The following is a 23,417-nucleotide window of genomic DNA, read 5'->3' as shown; positions in this document are numbered from 1 at the left end:
TAAAGTTTATCTTTTACCCTCCGAAATTAAAACGACAAAAGGCTTGTCGTAGTAATACTTACTCTGCCTGTCGGCATTATAGGCCCCCTTGATTCCCGTAAGGAGCTGTTCAAAGCTGCTGGTTTTGTCATATTCAGCCTCACTCTTTGCTCCACATACGGAGGTGTACCACGAGGGTTCGTTCCTGTTTACATACAGGGTTAGCTGTGTTGTTCCATCGAGAACATCCGAAACCCTGATTTTAATAAAATGAGTAGCATGCACCTTTTCGGCCGGCTCGCGGTTCCCGTTTCCAAAATCAAACGAGGCACTGTCTGTTACCTCCTCAATGGCGGCTCTCCCTTTTTCGGCCTTGACCACCAGCTGCTGCATCAGAATCTTTCCATTTGAAACAAGATGGTAAGGCAACTTACTGAAGTCGGCTGCCAGATAGAATGTAACCGGCGACTTCTTGCCGATATCCCCAATTGTGTAAAACAGATTATTGGCCGATTCGTAAGTAACTCCGTTTGTCATTCCCTTGTTGGGCAACAACGTGTACGTAGGAACGGTAAACTCCCTCCTGTAAAAAGAGAGTTCACCCATAAGATTCTTCTTATTGATGCTCTGCAGAATCTTCTGCTTTGTTTTGCAAACCGACAAATCGTTGCCTATCAGTATGATGTAGTAAGGGCTATTATCTATAACCTTCCCCTTCCCGCTGATATAGGCAGAAGTAAGTCCGATGATTGAGAATGCATACGGTGTATCTTGAAGAACATTCTTGATGTCGGTGGCATACTGGGTGAGCAACACATCGGCCTGACTGCCCATGGGCGAGTATTTCATGTCTGAAATAAAAACACCGACATCATTCTTTCCGAGGGATTGAATGACCTGCTTCAACATTTGCGGGATGTGCGTTGAACCTGCAAATTTGAAGTTTCCGGCATTCATATCCCGTCTGAAGTCGGCCAATGCCATTTTGGAAACCGGTTCCGAAGCATCCTTGAAAAGAAATACGGAATCGATCTTATCATTAAATTCATTTAGTGCCGCCCATACATCAACTTTGAAATCGGTGCTCTTGTTGGTCTGGAAAAAACCGCTCATGCTGCCGGAGCTCTCAATAAAACATTTGATGTGATTCACTTTAAGGCTCTGTTCGGGGGAAGGAATCTCTTTCAAAGCCCCGTTATTGTCGAAAGAGGTGTAATGGTCCGGGTTGATATTCTTGTTTCCACAACCCAAAAGGAAGGTTAGAACCATACAAACAGATAATATCTTTTTCATACTAGCCATATTCTTATGTGAATAATTGAGCTATTCGATTTAAGTACAAAGTATAACAGTCACAAATATATAAATAAATAGATACTACACAAGTTTTTAATCCACTAAATTCAAGTATATTCAATCTTTTTTTAAAACATCTATTTTGCAACTATAAGAACGATGATAATCTACGTATTACGTCCCAGGATAAGTTAATAAAAAACTATTTCTCAACTAATATCTGACACTCATTTTCTCAAACCTCAGATACAAAAAAAGCTGAAGATTCATCAACAGCTTTTTGGGTTTCTCATAGGAACAATATTCTTTAATTTACAGATTCTTCATCTTCAAAATATTTCCACACAAGTGCTGAGCATGCCGCTCCTACAAATGGAGCTACTATGAATAGCCACAGTTGAGATAAAGCCGCCCCTTGTGAGAAAAGAGCAGGTGCTATACTTCTGGCAGGATTTACAGATGTCCCTGTTATAGGAATACAGACGATATGAATCAATACTAAAGCCAAACCGATTGCCAGTCCCGCAAATCCAGAAGGAGCCTTTGAGCTTGTAGAACCCAGTACTACCAACACAAAAATAAATGTAAAGAACGCTTCGGCAAGGAAAGCGGAAACTTCCGAAGTACTTTCAGCATAAGAGTTTGCGCCTGCAATATTACCAGGTATACCCATGCCAGTAGCAATAAAATAAAGTACCGTAGAACCCAATAACGCCCCAATCACCTGAAAAATCATATACATTGCAGCATCCTTCCCATTCATTCTGCCAGTAAGATATATACCCAGCGTAATTGCCGGATTGATATGACAGCCGGATATGCTTCCAATGGTATAAACCATAACAATGACAGACAAGCCAAAGGCCAAAGCGACACCCAATGTTCCAACTCCAGTTCCTACAGCTCCAGCAGCCCCACCAGCTATTACCGCGCTACCGCATCCCATCAGCACCAGTACCATTGTACCTACCATTTCTGCAAAATACTTTTTCATCGACTTTCTATTTTTAGTTAACTAACCTAATAACCCGACTACACTCGCAACAGAAAGATATCTTTTTAAGAAACAACTTATTTAAAAAAAAGTTTATTTTGCTCTAATCCAATTTGATTGCGAGATTTTTCAGTGCATATACAAAGAGCTATTAATGACTCTATTGACGAATAAATTTTAGATATTCGACTAATAAGCCGTTTTTTATTAAAACAGTCATAATTCATAATAAAAAACGGAATAAAATTCATCTTGGTTTCATTCATTTCGAACTTAATCATCTGTCTAGTTTTTCAAGTTACATCTTCGAGTCCAGATTCTTTCCTTTTTCTACATGATCAAATTTAACAAGAAACTTCTTCACGATATTTATTATCTCGCTCTTCTTGGTATTAGGTGAAGCAAATGCGGCATTTAATGTAGCAAAAAGCTCTTCTGTTTCTTTCAATCTACGACGATGGCCATTCTTCACTACTCCTAACGAAACATAATCATCCAATGATATCACATCTTCTTTTGTATAAAACTCCTCATAAGGTTTTTCACCCGTTGTGTCCGAATTTGAATAATATACCGGATAATCCAGATCGCCCTCTTTCATTTCATGTGCCATTCTGCGTGCCTCTTCTTCCGAAGCACATTCGTACGCATTGAGACCTAAATCCCTCAAAAAGCTGGTGGCTATCTCAGAAAAAGTCAAAACCTGATCTCTTCCCAGTTTCGGGAAATAAATCTCACCCGAGTTGCCCAACATGCAAGCCAACATACAGATTTGCCCGCTCTCTTCCGGGGAGACAAAATAACGACGCACATCAGCCGGGGCGCTTAAGGGTTGCCGCTTCATCACCCGTTCAAGGAAACCAGCCAAAAGCGAACCGTTCGAAAATGCTACGTTTGCGAAACGGGCTGTTGTAATATTGAACTGATTCGAGAAGGTCATAATCATATCTTCCATGATCTTCTTGCTCCCTCCCATCAGATTAACCGGATTGGCAGCCTTGTCGGTTGAAACACAGAAGAACTTACGGGGAGGAATTTCCGTGAGCAATTTCATCAGCTTGCAAGCATGAAGCACATTATTCTCCAGTAACGCCTGAACCGAATACTCGTCTTTTTCACTACGAACATGCTTATGAGCCGAGAAATTTGCAACAATATCGAATCCATGTTCACGACGAAACATCTTCTTGAATACTGGATCGGCATAATTAACGGGATACATCATCAACTGCTTTGGAATATACGTTCCAAAGGAGCTATGCAAATCTCTCGACAATTCAGCCAGACCGTTTTCTGATATATCTACTACAGTCAGTTTGGCAGGTTTAAAGTCAAGCACGGCTCTGATATATGAAGAGCCTATTGTTCCGGCACCTCCTATTACCAGTATGCTTCGTCCTTCTATTTCCTCACGAAGTCTCTCTTTGTTTGCTTCTATATCTTTCAGGAACATGCTTTCATTGCGAAATATGACGTTCCTCTCAATAAAGCGATTAATATCAATCATTGCGATCTATATTTTTTCAGTCTTATTACTCTTAACTAATTGAGAATTAAAAGATAAATCATCTAACTGATTTGAGTAAGATGTCTTTGAATGTGAAATACACATCCAATCAGGTTTAGGAGGTAAATTACTAAACCATTTATGTGGCAAATTACTATCAGGGAAAATAATTACCCAAGCAGTTAAAAAAACAAGTTTGGCATCTAACCATAAGGAGGCATTATTCTGATACCAGATTTCAAGAGCACCTTTATATGGGGCAATTTGTTCTGAATAAACTTCCTTTGGGTTTATTCCTTGCGCGGAAAGATATTTTTCCTCATCACGGAAAATTATTGAACCAATACCTGTGATGCCAGGTTTCATATTATATATAATCTGTTGAACAGATTCGGGATAACAGCAGAAATCGACCTCCATTTGCGGACGAGGTCCAACCATACTCATTGAACCAGTTAAAACATTAAAAATCTGAGGAAGCTCATTTATTTTAGTTTTCCTTAGCAAACGCCCAAAAGGTAAAACACGTGGATCATTGCGCAAGGTAAGACTTCCGGTTCCCATCTTAGAAGAGCCTTTAACCATTGTCGCAAATTTCCAGATTTTAAAAATCTTGTTTTTATAACCTACTCTTTTTTGCAAATACCATATTTCATGCTCACCTGTGCAAGCTAGTATCGGAATACATATAATAAAAAGTGGTGATATAATAAGCAATGCAACAGTAGATAACAAAATATCAAATAACCTTTTTCCCCAAGAATACATAACCTAAGATATTAAAGTTTATAATCGGACTTTAATTAGAAAACAAAGAGTAAGAAAAAAAAGTTCAGTTTATGAACCGGCAACAGTCATATAAGCTTCCACTATCACATTCACAACAAAATCCAGCTGTTCTTCGGTAAGTCCGTTATATACAGGCAATGTTATTTCATTCTTATACAAATGATGTGCAACAGGATAATCAGACATTACATACCCTTTTGATTTAAACAATGATAGCATTGGCATTGGCATATAATGCACATTTACACCAACCTCATTTTTGCTTATAATCCTGATCATTTCATCTCGTTGTTCTTCTGTAAAGTCTTTAATCCTTAACAGAAATAAATGATATGAACTTTCTGTTCCTCCATTTTTGTAGGGAGGAATGATAGCCCATTCATACTGAGATAATGCCTTTACATAAAAATCATAAATCCTTTTTCTATCCGGCAACAATTCATTTCTGTATTTCCTTATTTGTGCCAGACCAATTGTTGCACATAAATCGGGCATATTAATCTTAAGCCCCTGATCGATGATATCGTATCTCCAATTTCCGATTTGATTCTTCTCAAAAGCACTCTTATTCTGCCCGTTCAATGAAAATATTCTAAGGAAATTGAGTTGTTCAATATTGTCAAATGGTTCGGGTAAGTTGAGAACAATACCCCCACCTTCTCCTGTTGTAATATTTTTTACGGAATGAAATGAAAACACCGTAGCATCAGATACTTTTCCGGCTGGAATGCCATTATATGTTGCTCCGAAAGAATGAGCGGCATCTGAAAGAATCAGAATACGTCCCAGCATTCTTTGTCTCTCATTATCAGGAGTAAACATTCTCCTTATTTCGGGAGCATTTATCACTTTCTTTATCGAGTCATAATCACAAGGATAGCCACCTAAATCTACTGGTATAACAGCTTTTGTTTTAGGAGTAATGGCCGCTTTGATCTTATCAGCATTTATAGTAAAATCTTCATTCACATCGACCATAACAGGCTTTGCACCAATATTCATGGCACAAAGTGCCGTGGCACTATATGTATATGCAGGAACAATCACTTCATCACCTGGGCCAACACCAAACCATCTGAGTATAAGCATTGCTCCTGATGTCCATGAGTTTACACAAAGAGCGTTATCATTACCTATGAACTTCTGTATTTCATCTTCAAGTGCTTTCACTTTGGGGCCACTTGTAAGCCAACGTGTATTAGTAAGCGTGTCATGCATCTCAGCAATCACGTCGGCATCAATTAAAGGAACGGAAAATGGTATTTTCATAATTTATTAGTTATTATAAATGAATCTATCTATTTATTTCAACGCTAAATTTCTGTTTGAAGAAGATTTTAAATATGCCAATCAAGTACCCGTAGCCATAACTCAAATGTATAATAAAAAAAACAAATGGTAAGATCAGGGTCAATCTCCAATCCTTCGATTTAATAGAACTGATAATGGAACAGATAATAGCTATTCCAAAATATAAAGCTATCACAAAGGAATAAATGGTTAAAAATAATTTTGAAAAACAACTGAGAATTGCGCCAAAAATTAAGCCCAAGACAAAGACAACCGGGAATAATTGACGGAGAGTTGTCGGAGACCCTATTTTTTTTACTACCAAAGGTTTAAACAATCCATACTGGTAGTACATTTCTGACATTTTTCTGATTGTATCACGAGCAAAATAATCAATTCTGACTTGCGGAATCAAGAATATCTTTCCACCGTTTTTTATTAATCGTCCGTTGAACTCATCATCCTGATTGCGGATAAGTTCTTCATCAAACAACCCAATCTTATGAAAAACATTACGACGGTAACAACCGAACGGCACTGTATCTGTTTCGATTATTTTTTGTGTCCCGATTTTATGTTTTGAATTACCTACACCAAACCTATGACTGGAAGCTACTGCAATTGCCCGACAAACAGTTTTATTACTTGAAGGTAAAGTCCGCCAAACGCCTCCTACATTATCTGCATTTAGTTCATAAAGATATTTCACCAGTAAAGAAACATAATTTGAAGGGTACACACAGTGTGCATCTATCCTGATAATCACTTCACCTATCGAATGCTTAATGCCTTTATTCATGGCATAAGGGACAATCTTAAAAGGATTATCAATTAACTTTATAAAAGGATATTTTTTAATGTATTCTTTTATAATACCACGCGTACCGTCTTTGCTCATGCCATCCACAAACAAAACTTCCATACCTTCTTTTGGATAGTCTGTAAGTAAGATAGAATCAATACATTTTGAAATGTATTTTTCTTCATTATAAATAGGGCATATAATCGAAACTTTTATCATATGAAGATTTTCCTTCTTTAGTTCATAAATAACACATCTCAAAAAACTGAAACTTTCAAAACCGAAAAAGGCCTTTTCTATTATTTCAATTTACAGAAAACATTAGCTCTTGTTTTGGTTTGCATGTTTTAAGATGCGCAAAAAGAAAGTTGATTAATTCTATTCAAATATTACTTTTATAAGGATCAATTTCTAAAACTTTAATACAATAATCTCGCACAGATTTCAATTGAATATCATTGAGCCCTTCATTCACATTTACAGATGTTAGAGTTATATCATTAGAGTTTAACACAGGAAGATACTCGGAATAATACGATGTTTTTGCAACATTGGTTCCTTTCAATCTGGCCATTACATTCAGCCAGATATCATCAGCTAAAAAACAATATTTCCTAAAAACAGCTTCATCAATTACATTATTATGCAGAGAATGTGGAGGATACAAAATGCCTCCCTGTCCAATTGGGATAATACCAGTTCCAGGCTCTTGCTGTGTTTTAACTATCTGCCAATGTGTATAAGGCAACAATTCACCAGTTTCTGATGCGATATTTCTGGCACTATTGCAACAAATCGTTGTTGGATATTCATTATTTAGATCAAAGAGAAAAGATAATAATCTGGAATGATAAAAAGCATCGTCGTCAACGGTAATTATATAATCATCAGGAAATTCCTGAATGGCATAAAAATACTTTTTATGCGAGCGTAGATCTCCCTCAACTAATCTTATTTCAAGCCCACGATTAATTTGTTTCAATAACTTCGCAGGTAACGAATTGAATGACGGAAATTGCTCTTTAGAAAGCCAGAGAATTATCTTATCAGGTTTCCTCGATTGTCTCAAAATAGACTCAATCACCAGCCATATTCTATTAATTCTCTGGGGGAAAGAAGTCAAGGATACAATAACACGTCCACTGTTTTTATCCGGTATCCGAATGGAATAGTTCTTATTATTTTTAGTAAGTGAAAAATAAATGGGAATAATTACATTTGCACTTACTCTTACAACAAAACGCAAAAATGAATATACTCTGATTCTAGTAAGAGTCTTATTGCGGTTTTGTATGGAAGTATATATGTAATCAAAAAAATCTACCATAATAATTGAATTTATTTTTTACTTATTGCATTATGAATATTTGAGAAAAAGGATATTTTCAATATGGAAAACAATGTATGCAATTCATCTAAGGAATAAACAGGCCAAAATAAATTAAAACATTAATCTGTGTTCTGTTTTTTATGATTCATCAATGAAGGAAAAATCAAGCCGGAGAACAATTTCACAACTCGATAATTCTCTTTTGCTGCTGCAAAATCAACCTTCAGGACATTCTTCAACGAAGCCAATATTGCAATTATAAAAAACAGGAAATTTGAGATATAGTAATTGAGCCTTGAATAATTTTTAAGAATAAAATATCTTCTAGACGATAATATATGAGCCATTTTTGTGAGATTATGACGATAAGACGCACTTTCTAAATGAACAATTTCTGCTTCTGGCATACTTATAATTTTGTAGCTGGCTTGTGATATCCGGCATTGAAGATCAGTCTCTTCACAGTACATAAAATAGTTTGGATCAAAACAGCCTGTCTTATTTATAATCCTTGCAGGTATCATCAAATCAGCACCCGAAATTGATTTTACCTCCATTAATTTTCCGGTGTAATTAAAATGTTCATTTTTCCCGTATAATAGCTTGAATGGAATTCCCAGAAATAGATCATTCAGCATGCTGAAGCAATTCGGAAAAACCCTTGAATAAGAATAAACCGGTTGCATATTTGCATTATACAAGTTACCTCCACATGCCCCCACTTCCGGATGAGAATCCAAGAAATCTGATAAAATTTTAAGCGCATTATTTATGAGGTATGTATCTGAATTCAAGAAAAAGATGTTTCTTCCTTTTGCGATATCTATTCCTACATTGTTCGCTTTTCCAAAACCAAGATTCACCTTATTTTCAATTACAACGACCTCCGAGAATTTTGACTTGACAATACTTACCGAACCGTCATCAGAGGCATTGTCCACGACAATTATTTCAAATGAAATATCTTCAGTGTTTTCATATATAGAATTTATACACTGCACGGTAAGCTCTGCAGTTTTATAATTCACAATAATGACAGACACATCAAAAAGTGGGGCATTCATCTGCAATTATTTAAGGTTTAAAGGACAATAAGTAATTTTTCGGATACTAATCAGACAAAAGACGCTCATTTAACCAGATCTGGCTTGTCAATGGACTGTAGAACCAACAGTCCATACCTGCATTACATTCCATTTATAACTCTCATGTAAAAAGGGTTTTGATATTTGCACGGCTATGTTAATCTCAAATAACCGAATGTGTATATCTTTCTTTTTCTTGTTTTAGCAATAGCATGCCTTTCATTCAACGATCGCTTTATTATATTAAAAGCACAGATCATCAGATAGAGATAGGCCGGATCGAAAATAAAAGGGCGCTGATACATTAAAAACAGAAACAGCAAGAGAGACACGAAAATCCCTTTTATATTTTTATTGATCTGGGCAGTCAGGACTACAAAAAATATCAAAACAGAGATAGAAAAAATCAACCCGTATCGAATTACAAATTGCTTATATGAGGCAGAAGCCGCATAAGATATTTTCCCAGTTCCCCACAAAAAATTATCGGAATGAATAAACCTTTCAAAATATTCATCTAATCCTTTTTCACTCCTGTCATCTCCTTTCAGTTTACCATCCTCCATCTCCATCCTTTCCCAAATATATTTATCAAGCACAGGATCTTCTTTTGTCAAAACAAAAAACAAGGTAAATAACGACAAAAAAATAAATACAACTTTTTTCTTATGAAAAATCAACAATGAAACAAAGACCAATATGAAAAAAAAGAGAGAGAAAGAAAAGATCCCTGCAATAAATAAAATAATATTTTTCAGTTTCTTTAAATTACACCGTTCAGCAAAAAGGATAATACCCGCAACGGTTCCTACTACTCCGGGTTCATCAAATAACCCACAAAATCTAGGGATTAAATTATCTAAAAGAGTGTCAGGAAAAACCAGAAATGTATATTGTTGATAAAGAACTGTTTTCAAAGGATTTAAGGGGTCTATCAAGTTATAATTTAGTGGAACGGAAAAAATGACCAAGAAATAGGTAATCAAAGAAAGAAAAAGAGATATAGTAAAAAACAGTTTAAAACATTCAAAATATTCAACCAATTTATTTCTGTCAACGATGAAGAACACCAAGAGTGACTGTGTTAAAAGAAAGCTCAAAGATTGTTGAATGGGTAGTTCTATATATATAAGGAACAAAGAAAATATGGGGATTATAAACAAATCCAATTTTTCTACTTTTCTCCGATTCAACATTCCAATAACAAAGAGAAGTGGTAAGATGAACAATTTCAGTAATTTCCTATGCTCCCAGGTAAAATAGGGCATCAACAATAGAAACATGGAAAATCCATAGACATAACTGATAAAGTTATATCTAGGCAGCAGTCTTGCTAATATATTTACCACTCTTTTCATATTCGTCAATGCTTGATATAACAAATAGATGTCATATGCCTATCTTATTTCTTATCAATTTTAACAGACTGGGGAAATATTTGAAGCTTATTTTGGGAAAATACAAGAAAGCCAACATCCGGAAATTGACATAGATAACATATCCTATCTTATTTGAATATTTGTTATGAATATCGAGATACCAATCCTGAAAAGCCATAAAGTTTATTGATTTTTTCTCTATAGGGAATAAATTTACGCCTGTATCCATTAATCGGTATAAATTGCTTGAGAATTGTTCCGGAGAAATAATACCTTCTTTTAATTGCTGTCCTTTATATACTCTGTATTCCCTATCATTGACCAGTCTCTTTGTCTCTTGCAATAAATCCTCAACATTTGTAAAACAAATCTGCTGTTTTTTATCTGAGTTAGAGAAAACAATATCCTCCAGATCATTATTAAATGCATTGGCTTTAGTTAGTGCCAGAATTGGTTTGGCATTATATGCAGCATATTGAGACATCAACCCTCCTCCAAACGGATAAGTATTTAAATATATATCGCAATTTCTAAAGACTTCATTTATATCTTTCCGTTCACCCAATAACATCATCCGCTTTTCCAGTCTATTTGATGAGATGAAATTTTCCAATCGGTTGCGTCCGTTTCCCATTCCGGCAAACAAAATAACTGCAGACGGGTTTTCTTCAAGAATTCTTTTTAAAATCAAAAAGAACAGATCATTCTCTCCGAATATTTTATAATAAGTTCCTCCAGAAAAAATAATTACATTGTCTTTATTTAATTCTACTGGAAACCCCTGAAAAACATCATTTTTAATAATTGGATAAAAAGGCTGAACCAGAATGTGATTTTTATCAATATTTCTCTTTTCTAAGGATACTGTGCAACCATAACTCCTGAATTCAATTGTATAATCAATGCAACCACTTCCAAGCCAAAAGGCATGATCTGTCATGTTTATCTGATATCTCGTCACGTTATTAAAAGCATACATAACGGTTGTGGCTATTACATCCCAGGGGGTAATATGCAATAAAATTTTAAACGGTTTGTAATCACTGATCCTATTAAATATTAATTTAATTTTTTCCGCTGTTTCCAATTCAGGATCGACAACCAAAATCGTTCCACGGGAATAGGTGTTAAGCAACTCCCTGATTTCTTTGGATTCTTCAATTTTACTGTAAGATTCAAGAATATAAAGAATTTCAACGTCCCATGAAATTAACGCCTTAAGATATTGCAGTGCCAGCACTTTTGAATTTCCGAATGAATCAACAAAAACATAACGGTTTTCCACGGAAATAAAATCTGCTGGTTTTGGAATAATATTTTTTGAAATATCGTTCAACATATTCTCCAATTCAACATCTGTATAAATAAAATTTATATAATAAGCCAACTTTGCTGCAATTGATATTTTCGCTAAAGAGTCATTGTATTTTTTCTTATCGAAACTTTTCCGTGCTATTCTTTTTATTTTATTATATGCACTGGTTATATCTTTCCTGGTAAGATTCATAATCGTCATCTTTTAAACAGTTTGTATTTTATTAATTTCCCGATTTCAATTCTTCTATCCAATTCGCGGTAAGAGTGTAAAAAGGAAATAAGAACCAGAAGTCCTCCAACAATATATCTGATTATCATAGGCGAAATTAAAACCAACAATATGCACACACAAGAAATCAGAAACTGAGGGATAAAAATCCTGTAAACTTTCCCATTAACGTTGAAACCATAACGTCGTCCACATATGACAAGTACCTGAATAAAATAGATTAGATATGATGCAAACAGAGAAAGTCCAAGCCCTGTAAGTCCCATCCAATAATAACATGTCAGATTTAGAAATAAGGTGTAAATTGTAGAACAAAGTTCGTTCCACATGAAAGCTTTAGTATCACCTTTTGCAAGAAAAGAAAATCCTAATGACCAACTGGTTGCTTTAAAAAATGTAGCAAAAATAGCCCAGTAGATCATACCTTCAATTGGAATAAATTTGGACGAATACAACAATGTAATTACTGGCTTAATGAAAATAATAAATGAAGCGACAACAGGAGCCGACAACAAGAGAGAGATTTCCATTTGCTGGTTAATTGCTTTTCTAAAACCAATTTCGTCAGCACTAAGCGCTGAGAGACGTGGGTAATAATCAGTTGCCATTGCAGAAAAGATCAGTCCTACATATGTATTTACGATTGTAAATCCAGCAGAATACAAACCTACATCTGCCACACCTCCAAAATGTCTGATAAATATCCTTATCCCGTAAGCGGCAATCAGTGACAAGATTCCCTGTATTCCTATAAAAAAGCCCATCCGTATCATTATACGGCCTTCAACAAAAAGATCTTTTTTCTCAATGTGGACTCTCCTTATTTTAACTTTTCTGGAGAAGTAATAAGACAAGGACAGTGAAACTACACTTGTAATTACTAATACAGGAACTATCGCATCAACTCTCCAGAAATAATACAAAGGAACTGTTATAAACAAACCGATCGTACTCCCTATCACGTTAGATTTTGCCATGAAAGCATATTGCTGCATTCCTTGAAGCAATGTGTTTTGTCCGGACGTAAGTTGAGTAAACAGCAAAGTAACAGAAAGAATAATAAAAGCTACTGTATAATCGTAATTTCCAAACGTAATATGGCTCAACAGAGGAGATAAAGCAAGACAGATGAGAGTGCCAATCAAACCCGTTGCCCATACTAGAGTTCGAAATACACGAACAACTTTTGAAATTCGTTCTATATCTCCCCCCTTGTTAGCAACAGAAATGTCTCTGACCGCACTTGTTGATAGTCCCATATTGGTCAAAGCATTTATTATTCCCGTGGTTGATGAAAGCAGTCCTGTTATCCCCATCCCTGCAGGTCCCAAAAAAATAGCAACAAACTTGGAACGTACAATGCCTATCACAATATTGTATATTTGTACTCCACCAAACAGGGATGTCGCTTTCAAACTTTGTTTGTACGATTTTTTATCCAGCTCATCAGACATATTCTTTCATATAAATATTACAACCAAACAAACTTCACCAACACCTCTATAAATCACTTATTATAACAGTTGTCTGTCTTATTGCCAGAAATATAAGATAATACAGTATGCCCCAACTATCAGAGATAATTATTATATCACAATATTACCATACTGTGATTAACTTATTAGTGTTTAAAAATATTTTGATTTTAATCACAACATCAATCTGATTTACAATGGTTTCATCTGGTTAATAATTGTCACAACTTCTTGTATTTCTTCTTTTGTCATTACCGGACTAATAGGCAAACTCAATTCTTCCTGATGAATCTTTTCTGTTACTGAAAATGAGAAATTATTCCATTTTTTGTAGCACTCCTGTTTATGAGGAGGAATGGGATAATGAATTACTGTTTGAATGCCTTTTTCGGTGAGGTAGTTTTGCAGTTCATCTCTTTTTTCACAACGGACCGTAAAAAGATGGAAAACATGAGCCTCCCAATTGTCAACTTGTGGAAGAATTACCTGTTTGTTCTTAATATTATCGATATAATATGCTGCCACATCTTTTCGCAATTGTACCTCTTTGTCCAAGTACTTCAACTTCACATTCAAAACAGCAGCCTGTATTTCATCCAATCGGCTATTTCTTCCTGTATATCTGAATACGTATTTCTTAATAGATCCATAGTTTGCAAGAGCTCTGATCACCTCCGCCAGCTCTTTATCATCAGTGGTGACAGCCCCTGCATCGCCTAGAGCTCCGAGAATCTTGCCAGGGTAAAAACTATGACCTGCCGCATCACCTAAGGATCCTGTTTTTCGGCCCTTGAACTTACATCCATGCGATTGTGCATTGTCTTCTACAAGTTTCAACGAATGTTTCCTGCATATCACACCGATCTTGTCGGTATATGCACATTGCCCATAAAGATGAACAATCAATATACCTCTTGTTTTTGGCGTTATGGCTGCTTCTATAAGGTCTTCGTCTATCTGATATGTAATAATGTTGGGTTCTACCAATACCGGCACCAATCCGTTTTCGGAAATGGCCAGAATTGAAGCAATGAACGTATTAGCCGGAACAATGATTTCGTCTCCCGGCTTCATCACCCCCATTTCTATATAAGCACGAAAGATCCAGATCAATGCATCCAGTCCATTTGCAACACCGATAGTATACTTTGTCCCAATATAAGCGGAATAATTTGATTCAAAAGCTTCATTCTCTCTACCCTGCAGATACAAACCAGAATCCACGACCCTCTTTACCGCATCATGTATTTCATCTGAATATTGAGCGGTTATTTTCTCTAAATCCAGAAATTTTATCATATTATTCTATAATTTACGATTATAATTATACACTATTCGGGGAAAGTTATCCAAGATATACCCCGATAGCTTTTCACTCTGCAAGTTGTTTTATTTGATTTCGTATTCATACACATCATACACGGTAGCTCTTGCTCCAAAGCCTTCTTTCTGAAATATTAGCCCTTCATTGAGACACATACCCATTTGTGTGGTAGATTTCCCAAAATCAAAAATGGGAAAACCTATATATTTATTATTTATCAGATAATCAAAAAGCAAATCTAAAGCGCCTAGAGCTTTTCCTTCGGGAGTTGCCGAACAATATTGTGCATGAACAACTTGTGTGGTTATGTATATAAGCACTCCTCCCAAAATTTCATCCCCTTTATAAGCCAAGTAGAGTTTTATATTATCGGGGAATCGCGAATGCAAAAGAGAAATCTCGCTAAGTGAATGAATAGGAGACACCTTGTGGTTAGTCTTCAAATTATCACAAAGTATCTTCCAAAAACTATCATAATCATCACTTTCTCTTATAACCAGATGATTTTCATTTGCCTTTCGAACTGCAACTTTTCTCATTTTGTAAAACCGGACCTTCCTATTCTGATAGATTGTAGAAGAGATATTTCGTTCAATAATTTTAGCATCAATTCTAAATAAGGCATATAAGTCTTCCTGAGCGGGGATCAAATGATAAATAGGAGGCATTGGTTTATATATAACCCTAGATACACCATCCTTCTTTAAATATTCATTTATTAAATCAAATATTACGATCACATCTGCCGTTGTTACATCAGAAGACATGATCAGTCCGCCACATGTAAGACCTTGGTGCGAATATAACACACCATCAAATCTGTTTGCCGGAAGAATTGCATATAACCTACCTTTACGATATACCATCAACGAATAGTCATGGTAACGTTCTGAATGATAATCCATGTAACTCCTGTCAATCAGGAAAGTTCCATTTTTTGACCTCTTCACAAATCCATTCCATTCATCAGCAAACTCATGTGTATATCTATTTATCTCAAACATACCAGAACGATCAACACTTTTGGGCTTTGAGACGATGGGATGTTGTTTCTCTACTTTATCCAATATGTACTGAAACAGTTTTGAGTGTGTCATATCTTTAAATATTATGCTTTATTCCTTTTTTGTCTCTCTTATTCATATCAAGAATAATCCCACTATTAGTGATGTATCCTCTTTGAGTGGCAGGATTACCATACCAGAGAGTATTCGGAGGGATATTCTTCGTAACCACGCTTCCAGCCCCAATAAAAGCATAACTTCCAATAACAGTTCCTGCAACAATTGTAGAACCAGCACCTATTGAACATCCCATTTCCAAAAGAGTATTTTCATATCTCTCCTTATAATTTTTCGAACGAGGTACCTTATCATTTGTAAAGCTGACATTGGGACCGATAAAAACATTATCTTCTACAGTTAGCCCATGAAAAAGAATGGCACCTGGTTTTACTGTAACATTATCTCCTATAACAACTTCATTTTCAATAAAAACATGTGCACAAATATTACAGTTTCGACCAATTTTCACATTCTTCAAAACCACACAAAACTGCCATATTAATGTATTCTCACCAACATCATTAGTATGAACATCCGCTAAAGGATGAATGTTATTCATTCTTGTCAGATTTAAATTTTAAAAACTCATCATAGTCACGTATATAGTCACCCGCGTCATATTTCATTGATGCAAATACCAGGCAAACAGATCCTGAAGAGAAATCATCCAACTCACGCCATATTCCAGGAACAACTAATAAACCCTGGTAAGGGCGGTTGAGTGTAAATGTGCGTTTAATCTTTCCATCATCTAAAGTAACGGCGAAACTCCCGCTAGCAGCAACAATCAGCTGGAACAATCCCTTATGTGCATGTCCTCCGCGTGATTCCCCTCCCGGAACATCATACAAATAATAAGAGCGTTTTACATGAAAAGGAATAGTATTTCCATTTTCGAGTACTGTAATATTGCCTTTCTCATGATGATGTTTATCAAGCTCAATTACACTACAGTCATAAACCGTTGTTTTTCTCATTTCTATATTCTTTAAATTGCTCATAATCGAATATATAATCAGCAGGATCATATAGAGTGGATGCTAAGATTAGCGCTAAGGAGTTTGTGGAGAAATTCCTCATTTGTCTCCACATACCGCTCGGTACATACAATCCGTAATAAGAGCGGTTCAAAGAAAACACCTTACGATTCTCTCCATCATCAATTATTACATCGAAACTACCCGAAAGGGCCACAATGAATTCCTGATTCTTTTTGTAGGCATGACCACCTCTGACTTCTCCTCCAGGCACATCATATATCCAATATGAACGCACAATTTTAAATGGGATATGATTGGTTTCTTCTATAAATGAAAGATTTCCTCTCCGATCAAGAATTTTGGGCAACTCTAATATTTTTGCACAATTTATTTTTTTCATATCCGGACGTTTTACTTTTCAACAAGCATGTTTTACTATTAATTTAGTAAAGTGTAGCGTGGTCTATTTTTGTTAAAGCATCAAATTGCAATTATCATTCGAAACCTTATGATGAATCCAGCCTTATCAGCTATAGTTTATATCCTCATGACTATTTGCAGCTGTTACATGAAAAAGTTCGTCACTAACATACCTCAGCAACGATACTGCATACTCATTTAACAAATATTCCTACTAACTTTAGGATTTGGTTAACTAAGTATAAACTTATATTAGATAACAAATAAAATTATGGAATGTTTGGATTAAGCAAACATAAAGTAACCATAATTTACTACTTATCAATAATATGTTTATCGATAGGAATAACATTCAAAAAATAACATCTGATAACACTGGAAGGTAATTATTCAAAGATAGAAGGGAGTCTAAAACTAAAAAGATGTAACGCCATGATTGCGTTTCAAACTTATCAAATCTGAAGCAACAATACCGCATGCATGTCAAGATAAAAAAAATAAGATTAACTATAAAGCCTAAAGAAACAGCTTCGAGATTTTCATAACCTTAGAAGAAGCTATTCTAACAAAATAAACACCTTTGGACATATGAGGTAAATCGAAACTATATAATTTTAAACCGTCATTATCTTCCAACGGAAAAATGATTATTTGTTTACCGGAAATATCAAGTAAATCTATTTTCACAATATCAGATATATTGGTTTCAATCTTTAATATTCCCTCGTTCAAATAGACCTTCGCGAAATTTATAGGAAGAGAATCATTACTCGTATCCAGATTAGGCACATGATAAGTTAGCATCCCAGTCATCAGTTTATAGTAAAATGCCACACAGAAATTATATAATGGATAAGGTTTATTGTATATTATCCCTTCTGAATCTTTTGGCTCATTATCGGGACGTAAGGTAGTTTCGGATATATCACGTCCGTACACATAACTGTTGTCCTGATTCTTTTTATCTAAATCCTGATAGCTATAAGATGCTGGGAAGCTATCACTATCCCGCAAATTACCTTGTCCGGAATTATTTGTTCCTGCATAAATCAATTCAACGTCACCATCAAGATCATTTTCGCATGTTAAGTAAACATACTCATTATCTACCGAAACATTAAGTATGTTCACTTCAACACCATTATTAAAAACTTCAAAACCATAATCCGGAGCCTTTCTTACCAACATTTCATCTAAAACGAGAGGTTTTTGTGGTACAAGAAATTTAATCCTAAGGGTTCTCTTGTCATCCATTCGTGATATTTCCAACGGCTGAAGAGGTCTGAATTTCTTTCCAAGAGTTATTGTTTGATAATAAGCCTTGCCCAACATCTCACCATACCAGCGGTATCCATTTGGATCAAGGTGTCCACCACGATCAGTCATAGGATACACAGGTCCGGCACATACAACATCATGATATTCATTTGATGCTTCGAGCTGAGCCATGCCAATCGATACAGAATCACCTCGAGTATATTGCGCCCCAACCTGATATGTGATGAACAAAGGTGAATCGGCTTGTCTATATTTATTTCTGATATCGGCTTGCATGTTATTTTTCAGCTGTATCAACAATGACTTATACGTTAATTTGTCTGATGTAGGAGTGCTTCCTTCGGTCAAACCCGTATTTCCATATTGCGTGAGGTAATTATACTCGCCTTGCATCCATATAATTGCCGGGCAATGTATTTTTGATGTAATTAAAGAAGCGTAGTTAATTGTGCTTGTAAAATCCCTGTAACATATTGGATCATAATGTTCTTTAGACAGTTCTTCAATGGATTTTGCCACCGTTCCGCAAGAAGTGGCAATAAACTTATATTTTCCTTCTGTTTTTAATTGGATGTGATTTGTCGCAGCTACTAAAGGACACTCTGCAAAAATCTTGTTTGCACGATTTTTAGGTAAAGTCATTGTTTCAGATGCCACATTTGCGACTAACGGAGTCAGTTTATTAAAACTTGTATTTCCATAATTAATCCAAACCTGATCACCGATCATATAATTACCTGAAACAGGCGTTGTTGAAAGAGGGGGCCATGACTGACTACCAACCGATAAGCTTTGCCCATAAATAATTAAATGCTGATACTCCTGTGCAGTAGCAATAATCAGGAAGTTATTGATCAGCAATACCATAACCTTTATGAGGTTACGAACATTAAAAATATCAACATTGAACATATAAGAAACACTTTAGCAGATAATTGTGATTCAGTATTTATCAAGTCTTTTTGGCCAATAAATTTAGGGAAATATCGCAAAAAGAACCTACACACAGGAACAGAAACAACAGATATAATCAAGAATATTATACCAGTTAACAGCCAATCGTTATTTACAAAAAACAGATATTTCTTCAAGAGTAATATTAAAGTAAAATGAGTACCTAAAACAATACCACTATACTGACCAAGGACTGAAACTATCGGTAACTTCTTAATTAACTTTGAAAGTAACAGGACAAAAAACGTTCCACTAAATGCTGACAAATAAAATGGAATAAAATTACCATGATATACATTTGTTCTATTATTAGAAAAGTCGGCCAATATATAAACAATCAACCCCAAGGCGACCAAAATTATTGGAATATATTTATCTAATTTATTAGATGATAAAAAATCTGTCTCTTTTATAAGAAAATATCCAATATAGTAGAAAGGGATAGAAGTGATACTTGTATCAAGCCAAAAAGGTAAACCAATCTTGTAAATGCCCATTTCATACCCTAATATACCTGATGAAAAACAGAAAATTGCCATGAGCGCTTTTTTACCTCCAAATTTTATTGATAATCTCTCGCTGATAACTGTTATTATATAGAATATCACCGAAACCTCAAACAAGGAAACAAAAAACCATAATGGAGTATTTAAATAGATGCTGTCTTTGGATAAAGATAACAGAAGGTTCTTAGGTATCTGGAAAATAGAATCATATTGTCCATTTATCAACCAGATCCCAGAATAAAATAAATATGTAATAAACAGGAAGAAGAAACAAGGGACCAATAGTTTATTGATTTTTCTTAGAGTAAAATTCACAAATCCTGCATATCGGTGAAAAAAGAAGCCTGATAAGAAGTAATATAACGGCATTCTGAAAGGCATCAGCAATCTGTTGATGTCGGTTTGTTCAAATGGCCCTTCTATATGATGCAATATAACTAATAAAATACAAAAGCCTTTTGCCAAATCAATGTATTCAATTCGTTGTTTCATCTCAAAATTCCGGGATTATTTTAACATAAAAATTTCTACCTATATCCGCAAGAAAGAGAGTGTTTCATTATAAATAAAAACAACTGGTCAGAAGAATTTGTTTAATCAGGAGTCTTCATCTCAATAACTATGTATCCGATGGTAAGGCTTTATTTTCTTACATGAAGCAACAAGAACAGATTGGCATTTAAAGTCGTTTTTTTGTAGAAACTTTCTTTGATAAAAAAAGGTTTTTAAAGATAAGTTAATTCGTCACAAGATAAAAAATAAAACAGCTATAATACAACACAATTCACGGCAAGCGCATTAGATTAACACCTCCTGCCGTGAAAGTATAATCTGAGATTGCATATTATCTGGAATTGATTACCTGGAATAGATCCTCAATCGTTTCAGCGTTTCGAATATCATCACCATTGATATTTTTTTGATACACATCATCAACCATTACAATTGTAAGAAGTGCTCCTATTGAGCCCCATTCTTCAAGTTCTTTAAACTTAGTTTTGGCATTAATTTCGCTTGGGTTTATATCATTAAACTGTTTAGCGAAATTCTCAATAAATTGTTCTAGTTCTTTCATATTAATTTAATTTATTGACATTAAGCAAATTTAAAAAATAGCTTTTCTTTTGTTTAAAAGTTTCGCTTGATAATTCATAAAAATAATCCAAATCCGTTTCTTTGATTTTATCAGCACCAAACAGTTCATTTACACGTAAAACCTTATGATTCTTCTTTCGTACATCAAATTTCTCATAAGATAAATTTAGCATTTCAAATATAATTTCTCTCAAAATTATTAACATTAAGATCGGTAATTCCATGGGAAGTCCGGTTTTACATACCCAACTACCTCCTGTAGCGTGATCTTCTTTAATATCATAAATTCTGTTTACACCAATCGGCTCACCCTTATAATAGTAAATAAAATAATATTCTGTCCCATTTTTCTCTCTAATTTTATAATCGCTGATCCACCTTTTTTCTTTCTCAAGATCATTCTCAGTATAGTGAATAAAACGCCCTAATCTTTCATCTGTTCTTAGGTTAAGAATAAATTCTGCATCGTCTTCATTAACAAATCTGAGATGAAGTCCGTACTTATCAAGCGTAAAATTATTTCCCAATTTCATATTCTATATTTTAATTAAGTAGATTATAATAGAAAATTAGACATTTATTCAGTTTATTATTCTTTCTTTAATTTCAAGTAATGGCATTCTCTCTCAAGATCAATCGCTGTATCTTTCCCGATGATGTTTTAGGAATAGCATCTATTCGTTCTATAGCAACGGGTATTTTATAGCTTTCCAGTTTATTAGTCATAAATTTAATTATCGAAGTAAAAACCATCTCGTCTTCTGAAACAATATATGCTTTTACAACTTCACCCAATATCCCCTTAGGATCTGGTATTCCTATGCAAACAGACTCTTTTATGCCATCTATTTTGTTAAGAACCTCTTCCACTTCAATTGGGCTTACCTTCTTTCCTCCCACATTAATAAGTTCTTTCTTTCTGCTTTTCAGGAATATATACCCATCTTTATCTTTAATTCCCCAATCGCCGGTTTTGAAATATCCGTCATTAAAGTTTTCAGAGAAATCAGATTCTATCTCCCCCCAGTAATTATAGCATACATGTGTTCCTTTCACACAAATTTCTCCTTCCATTCCATCCTTAACCTCCACTCCCTGTTCATCAAATATTTTTATATCCACATTCGGAGAAGGTTTCCCTATTGAATCTAGGTACATCCTATCTGTATGAAATTCCATGAAAGAACTTCGGGAAGCCTCTGTCAACCCATAATGCATACAAATTCTTGTGTCAGGCAGCAGCTCCATCAACATCTTTTTATCTTCTAAAGGCATAAATGCGCTTCCTATTTCTATATACTTAATCTGTGAGGCGAATTCTCCTATTTTTCGTTCGCTTAACTTCTTGATATATGCCCAGTTAGCCGGAACCATACCAAAACCAGTAATCTGTCTGTTCAAAATTTCGCCATAAAATTTCTTCATATTCGCAAAACTTCCCAGAAGATCTAAAGTTCCTCCTACATACAGTACACACCTTAACCGTCCCAATCCAAAAGAATGGCTTACCGGGAGAGCCAATAGTTCGACATCGGCAGCTGTATTGCCAATAAAAGAATTAATATTAATTGCTGCAGCCTCTTCATTTGCATATGTTAGGGCAACACCTTTCGGAATTCCGGTTGTACCGGTTGTATAGAGCAAATCTGCTATTGAATTTTTATCTGCAAAGCTAATATCATTACAATCATCAAACGTATAATCAAGTGCAGTGAAAGGAGTAACATCAAAGTCTGCGTTCAGAATCTGTCCTATATAAAAAGAAGGATCAGCCGATTCAATAATTCTTCTCAACCTGATCAGATTTGTTTGAGGATCGATTGGAACGCAGATGCAACCGGCCAGATGCAATCCAAAATAGGTATAAACAAATTCTATTTCATTACTGGCAGAAACGACCACACGGCTTCCCTGCGGCAATTTTTTGTAAGATTTGAAGTATACTGCCGATTGAACAATTCGTTTCCATAATTCACTGTAGGTAACACTAGTGTTTCCTGACATTACAGCAACTTTTTCGGGAAATTGTTCCTGATTATGATATATTTTTTCTTCTATAGTCACGAATCAATCTATTTTTAAATTCCTCTTAACCGCATTTATCATATCTGCAACATCCTCAATCTCCACCATCTCTTTCCCCTCAAAATTGATGTTATAAAAGTCCTCTAATGCACTCAGGATTGATATATGTCCTACTGAGTCCCATTGCGGATAGTCACCTATTGAGGTGCTTGGTTTTATTTCAGCTGCATCTGTTTCACAAATTTGTGCGACAATTTCTTTCACTTTCTTCTCGACTTCCATTTTTCTTTTCTTTTAGA

22 protein-coding genes are annotated in these 23,417 nt (G+C 35.1%); all 22 read right to left on the bottom strand.

Annotated features, from left to right (window positions below; all coding sequences use genetic code 11):
- Positions 1–6 precede the first annotated feature (6 nt).
- Positions 7–1,272: a hypothetical protein gene (locus ABWU87_RS01180; RefSeq protein ID WP_353332494.1), complete on the bottom strand. Its 1,266-nt coding sequence runs from the start codon at positions 1,270–1,272 to the stop codon at positions 7–9.
- Between the two features lie 310 nt (positions 1,273–1,582).
- Complete coding sequence (locus ABWU87_RS01175) at positions 1,583–2,269, bottom strand: MIP family channel protein (RefSeq protein WP_353332492.1); 687 nt, start codon at positions 2,267–2,269, stop codon at positions 1,583–1,585.
- A 298-nt stretch (positions 2,270–2,567) separates the two neighbouring features.
- Positions 2,568–3,776, bottom strand: a complete 1,209-nt coding sequence (locus ABWU87_RS01170) for a polysaccharide biosynthesis protein (protein WP_353332490.1) — start codon at positions 3,774–3,776, stop codon at positions 2,568–2,570.
- A 6-nt stretch (positions 3,777–3,782) separates the two neighbouring features.
- Complete coding sequence (locus tag ABWU87_RS01165) at positions 3,783–4,544, bottom strand: sugar transferase (RefSeq protein WP_353332488.1); 762 nt, start codon at positions 4,542–4,544, stop codon at positions 3,783–3,785.
- Between the two features lie 69 nt (positions 4,545–4,613).
- Complete coding sequence (locus tag ABWU87_RS01160; protein ID WP_353332486.1) at positions 4,614–5,834, bottom strand: DegT/DnrJ/EryC1/StrS family aminotransferase; 1,221 nt, start codon at positions 5,832–5,834, stop codon at positions 4,614–4,616.
- Positions 5,835–5,859: 25 nt separating this feature from the next.
- Positions 5,860–6,876, bottom strand: a complete 1,017-nt coding sequence (locus tag ABWU87_RS01155; RefSeq protein ID WP_353332484.1) for a glycosyltransferase family 2 protein — start codon at positions 6,874–6,876, stop codon at positions 5,860–5,862.
- A 163-nt stretch (positions 6,877–7,039) separates the two neighbouring features.
- Positions 7,040–7,984, bottom strand: a complete 945-nt coding sequence (locus ABWU87_RS01150) for a hypothetical protein (RefSeq protein ID WP_353332482.1) — start codon at positions 7,982–7,984, stop codon at positions 7,040–7,042.
- Between the two features lie 122 nt (positions 7,985–8,106).
- Positions 8,107–9,051: a glycosyltransferase family 2 protein gene (locus ABWU87_RS01145; protein WP_353332480.1), complete on the bottom strand. Its 945-nt coding sequence runs from the start codon at positions 9,049–9,051 to the stop codon at positions 8,107–8,109.
- A gap of 173 nt (positions 9,052–9,224) precedes the next feature.
- Positions 9,225–9,989: a hypothetical protein gene (locus tag ABWU87_RS01140; protein WP_353332478.1), complete on the bottom strand. Its 765-nt coding sequence runs from the start codon at positions 9,987–9,989 to the stop codon at positions 9,225–9,227.
- A 472-nt stretch (positions 9,990–10,461) separates the two neighbouring features.
- Positions 10,462–11,958, bottom strand: a complete 1,497-nt coding sequence (locus ABWU87_RS01135; RefSeq protein ID WP_353332476.1) for a hypothetical protein — start codon at positions 11,956–11,958, stop codon at positions 10,462–10,464.
- Positions 11,959–11,963: 5 nt separating this feature from the next.
- A complete protein-coding gene (locus ABWU87_RS01130; protein ID WP_353332474.1) occupies positions 11,964–13,451 on the bottom strand; it encodes an O-antigen translocase in 1,488 nt (495 codons plus the stop codon).
- Between the two features lie 213 nt (positions 13,452–13,664).
- Entirely contained in the window at positions 13,665–14,771 is a 1,107-nt protein-coding gene (locus tag ABWU87_RS01125; protein ID WP_353332472.1) for a DegT/DnrJ/EryC1/StrS family aminotransferase, read from the bottom strand.
- A gap of 90 nt (positions 14,772–14,861) precedes the next feature.
- A complete protein-coding gene (locus ABWU87_RS01120) occupies positions 14,862–15,893 on the bottom strand; it encodes a GNAT family N-acetyltransferase (RefSeq protein ID WP_353332470.1) in 1,032 nt (343 codons plus the stop codon).
- A 4-nt stretch (positions 15,894–15,897) separates the two neighbouring features.
- Positions 15,898–16,419 carry an acyltransferase gene (locus ABWU87_RS01115; RefSeq protein WP_353332468.1) on the bottom strand — a complete coding sequence of 174 codons (522 nt, stop codon included), beginning with the start codon at positions 16,417–16,419 and terminating at the stop codon, positions 15,898–15,900.
- Positions 16,412–16,837 carry a sugar 3,4-ketoisomerase gene (locus tag ABWU87_RS01110; protein WP_353332466.1) on the bottom strand — a complete coding sequence of 142 codons (426 nt, stop codon included), beginning with the start codon at positions 16,835–16,837 and terminating at the stop codon, positions 16,412–16,414. The genes ABWU87_RS01115 and ABWU87_RS01110 overlap by 8 nt, the downstream gene beginning before the upstream one ends.
- Positions 16,815–17,240 (bottom strand): sugar 3,4-ketoisomerase, encoded by a 426-nt coding sequence (locus ABWU87_RS01105; RefSeq protein WP_353332464.1) that lies wholly within the window; start codon positions 17,238–17,240, stop codon positions 16,815–16,817. Before ABWU87_RS01105 ends, ABWU87_RS01110 begins: the two co-directional genes overlap by 23 nt.
- A gap of 536 nt (positions 17,241–17,776) precedes the next feature.
- The gene (locus ABWU87_RS01100) at positions 17,777–19,450 is read right to left on the bottom strand and encodes a T9SS type A sorting domain-containing protein (protein WP_353332462.1); all 1,674 of its coding nucleotides are present in this window, start codon (positions 19,448–19,450) and stop codon (positions 17,777–17,779) included.
- The gene (locus ABWU87_RS01095) at positions 19,411–20,490 is read right to left on the bottom strand and encodes an acyltransferase family protein (RefSeq protein WP_353332461.1); all 1,080 of its coding nucleotides are present in this window, start codon (positions 20,488–20,490) and stop codon (positions 19,411–19,413) included. Before ABWU87_RS01095 ends, ABWU87_RS01100 begins: the two co-directional genes overlap by 40 nt.
- Positions 20,491–20,842: 352 nt before the next feature.
- Complete coding sequence (locus ABWU87_RS01090; RefSeq protein ID WP_353332459.1) at positions 20,843–21,073, bottom strand: acyl carrier protein; 231 nt, start codon at positions 21,071–21,073, stop codon at positions 20,843–20,845.
- Position 21,074: 1 nt separating this feature from the next.
- Positions 21,075–21,626, bottom strand: coding sequence for a GNAT family N-acetyltransferase (locus ABWU87_RS01085; RefSeq protein ID WP_353332457.1), 552 nt, complete (start codon positions 21,624–21,626; stop codon positions 21,075–21,077).
- 73 nt (positions 21,627–21,699) lie between these two features.
- Positions 21,700–23,157, bottom strand: coding sequence for a class I adenylate-forming enzyme family protein (locus ABWU87_RS01080; RefSeq protein WP_353332455.1), 1,458 nt, complete (start codon positions 23,155–23,157; stop codon positions 21,700–21,702).
- Between the two features lie 3 nt (positions 23,158–23,160).
- Positions 23,161–23,400: an acyl carrier protein gene (locus ABWU87_RS01075; protein ID WP_353332454.1), complete on the bottom strand. Its 240-nt coding sequence runs from the start codon at positions 23,398–23,400 to the stop codon at positions 23,161–23,163.
- Positions 23,401–23,417: the final 17 nt, after the last annotated feature.

Origin of the sequence: Bacteroides sedimenti, assembly GCF_040365225.1 — a bacterium.
In the GTDB taxonomy this organism is placed as follows: domain Bacteria; phylum Bacteroidota; class Bacteroidia; order Bacteroidales; family Bacteroidaceae; genus Bacteroides; species Bacteroides sedimenti.
This window is presented reverse-complemented; position numbering and strand designations above follow the sequence as displayed.

What these genes read in the sequence shown, in the direction of transcription:
- ABWU87_RS01180 (WP_353332494.1), bottom strand. Translation starts at nt 1,272, where the DNA reads ATGAAAAAGATATTATCTGTTTGTATGGTTCTAACCTTCCTTTTGGGT.
- ABWU87_RS01175 (WP_353332492.1), bottom strand. Translation starts at nt 2,269, where the DNA reads ATGAAAAAGTATTTTGCAGAAATGGTAGGTACAATGGTACTGGTGCTG.
- ABWU87_RS01170 (WP_353332490.1), bottom strand. Translation starts at nt 3,776, where the DNA reads ATGATTGATATTAATCGCTTTATTGAGAGGAACGTCATATTTCGCAAT.
- ABWU87_RS01165 (WP_353332488.1), bottom strand. Translation starts at nt 4,544, where the DNA reads ATGTATTCTTGGGGAAAAAGGTTATTTGATATTTTGTTATCTACTGTT.
- ABWU87_RS01160 (WP_353332486.1), bottom strand. Translation starts at nt 5,834, where the DNA reads ATGAAAATACCATTTTCCGTTCCTTTAATTGATGCCGACGTGATTGCT.
- ABWU87_RS01155 (WP_353332484.1), bottom strand. Translation starts at nt 6,876, where the DNA reads ATGATAAAAGTTTCGATTATATGCCCTATTTATAATGAAGAAAAATAC.
- ABWU87_RS01150 (WP_353332482.1), bottom strand. Translation starts at nt 7,984, where the DNA reads ATGGTAGATTTTTTTGATTACATATATACTTCCATACAAAACCGCAAT.
- ABWU87_RS01145 (WP_353332480.1), bottom strand. Translation starts at nt 9,051, where the DNA reads ATGAATGCCCCACTTTTTGATGTGTCTGTCATTATTGTGAATTATAAA.
- ABWU87_RS01135 (WP_353332476.1), bottom strand. Translation starts at nt 11,958, where the DNA reads ATGAATCTTACCAGGAAAGATATAACCAGTGCATATAATAAAATAAAA.
- ABWU87_RS01130 (WP_353332474.1), bottom strand. Translation starts at nt 13,451, where the DNA reads ATGTCTGATGAGCTGGATAAAAAATCGTACAAACAAAGTTTGAAAGCG.
- ABWU87_RS01125 (WP_353332472.1), bottom strand. Translation starts at nt 14,771, where the DNA reads ATGATAAAATTTCTGGATTTAGAGAAAATAACCGCTCAATATTCAGAT.
- ABWU87_RS01120 (WP_353332470.1), bottom strand. Translation starts at nt 15,893, where the DNA reads ATGACACACTCAAAACTGTTTCAGTACATATTGGATAAAGTAGAGAAA.
- ABWU87_RS01115 (WP_353332468.1), bottom strand. Translation starts at nt 16,419, where the DNA reads ATGAATAACATTCATCCTTTAGCGGATGTTCATACTAATGATGTTGGT.
- ABWU87_RS01110 (WP_353332466.1), bottom strand. Translation starts at nt 16,837, where the DNA reads ATGAGAAAAACAACGGTTTATGACTGTAGTGTAATTGAGCTTGATAAA.
- ABWU87_RS01105 (WP_353332464.1), bottom strand. Translation starts at nt 17,240, where the DNA reads ATGAAAAAAATAAATTGTGCAAAAATATTAGAGTTGCCCAAAATTCTT.
- ABWU87_RS01100 (WP_353332462.1), bottom strand. Translation starts at nt 19,450, where the DNA reads ATGTTCAATGTTGATATTTTTAATGTTCGTAACCTCATAAAGGTTATG.
- ABWU87_RS01095 (WP_353332461.1), bottom strand. Translation starts at nt 20,490, where the DNA reads ATGAAACAACGAATTGAATACATTGATTTGGCAAAAGGCTTTTGTATT.
- ABWU87_RS01090 (WP_353332459.1), bottom strand. Translation starts at nt 21,073, where the DNA reads ATGAAAGAACTAGAACAATTTATTGAGAATTTCGCTAAACAGTTTAAT.
- ABWU87_RS01085 (WP_353332457.1), bottom strand. Translation starts at nt 21,626, where the DNA reads ATGAAATTGGGAAATAATTTTACGCTTGATAAGTACGGACTTCATCTC.
- ABWU87_RS01075 (WP_353332454.1), bottom strand. Translation starts at nt 23,400, where the DNA reads ATGGAAGTCGAGAAGAAAGTGAAAGAAATTGTCGCACAAATTTGTGAA.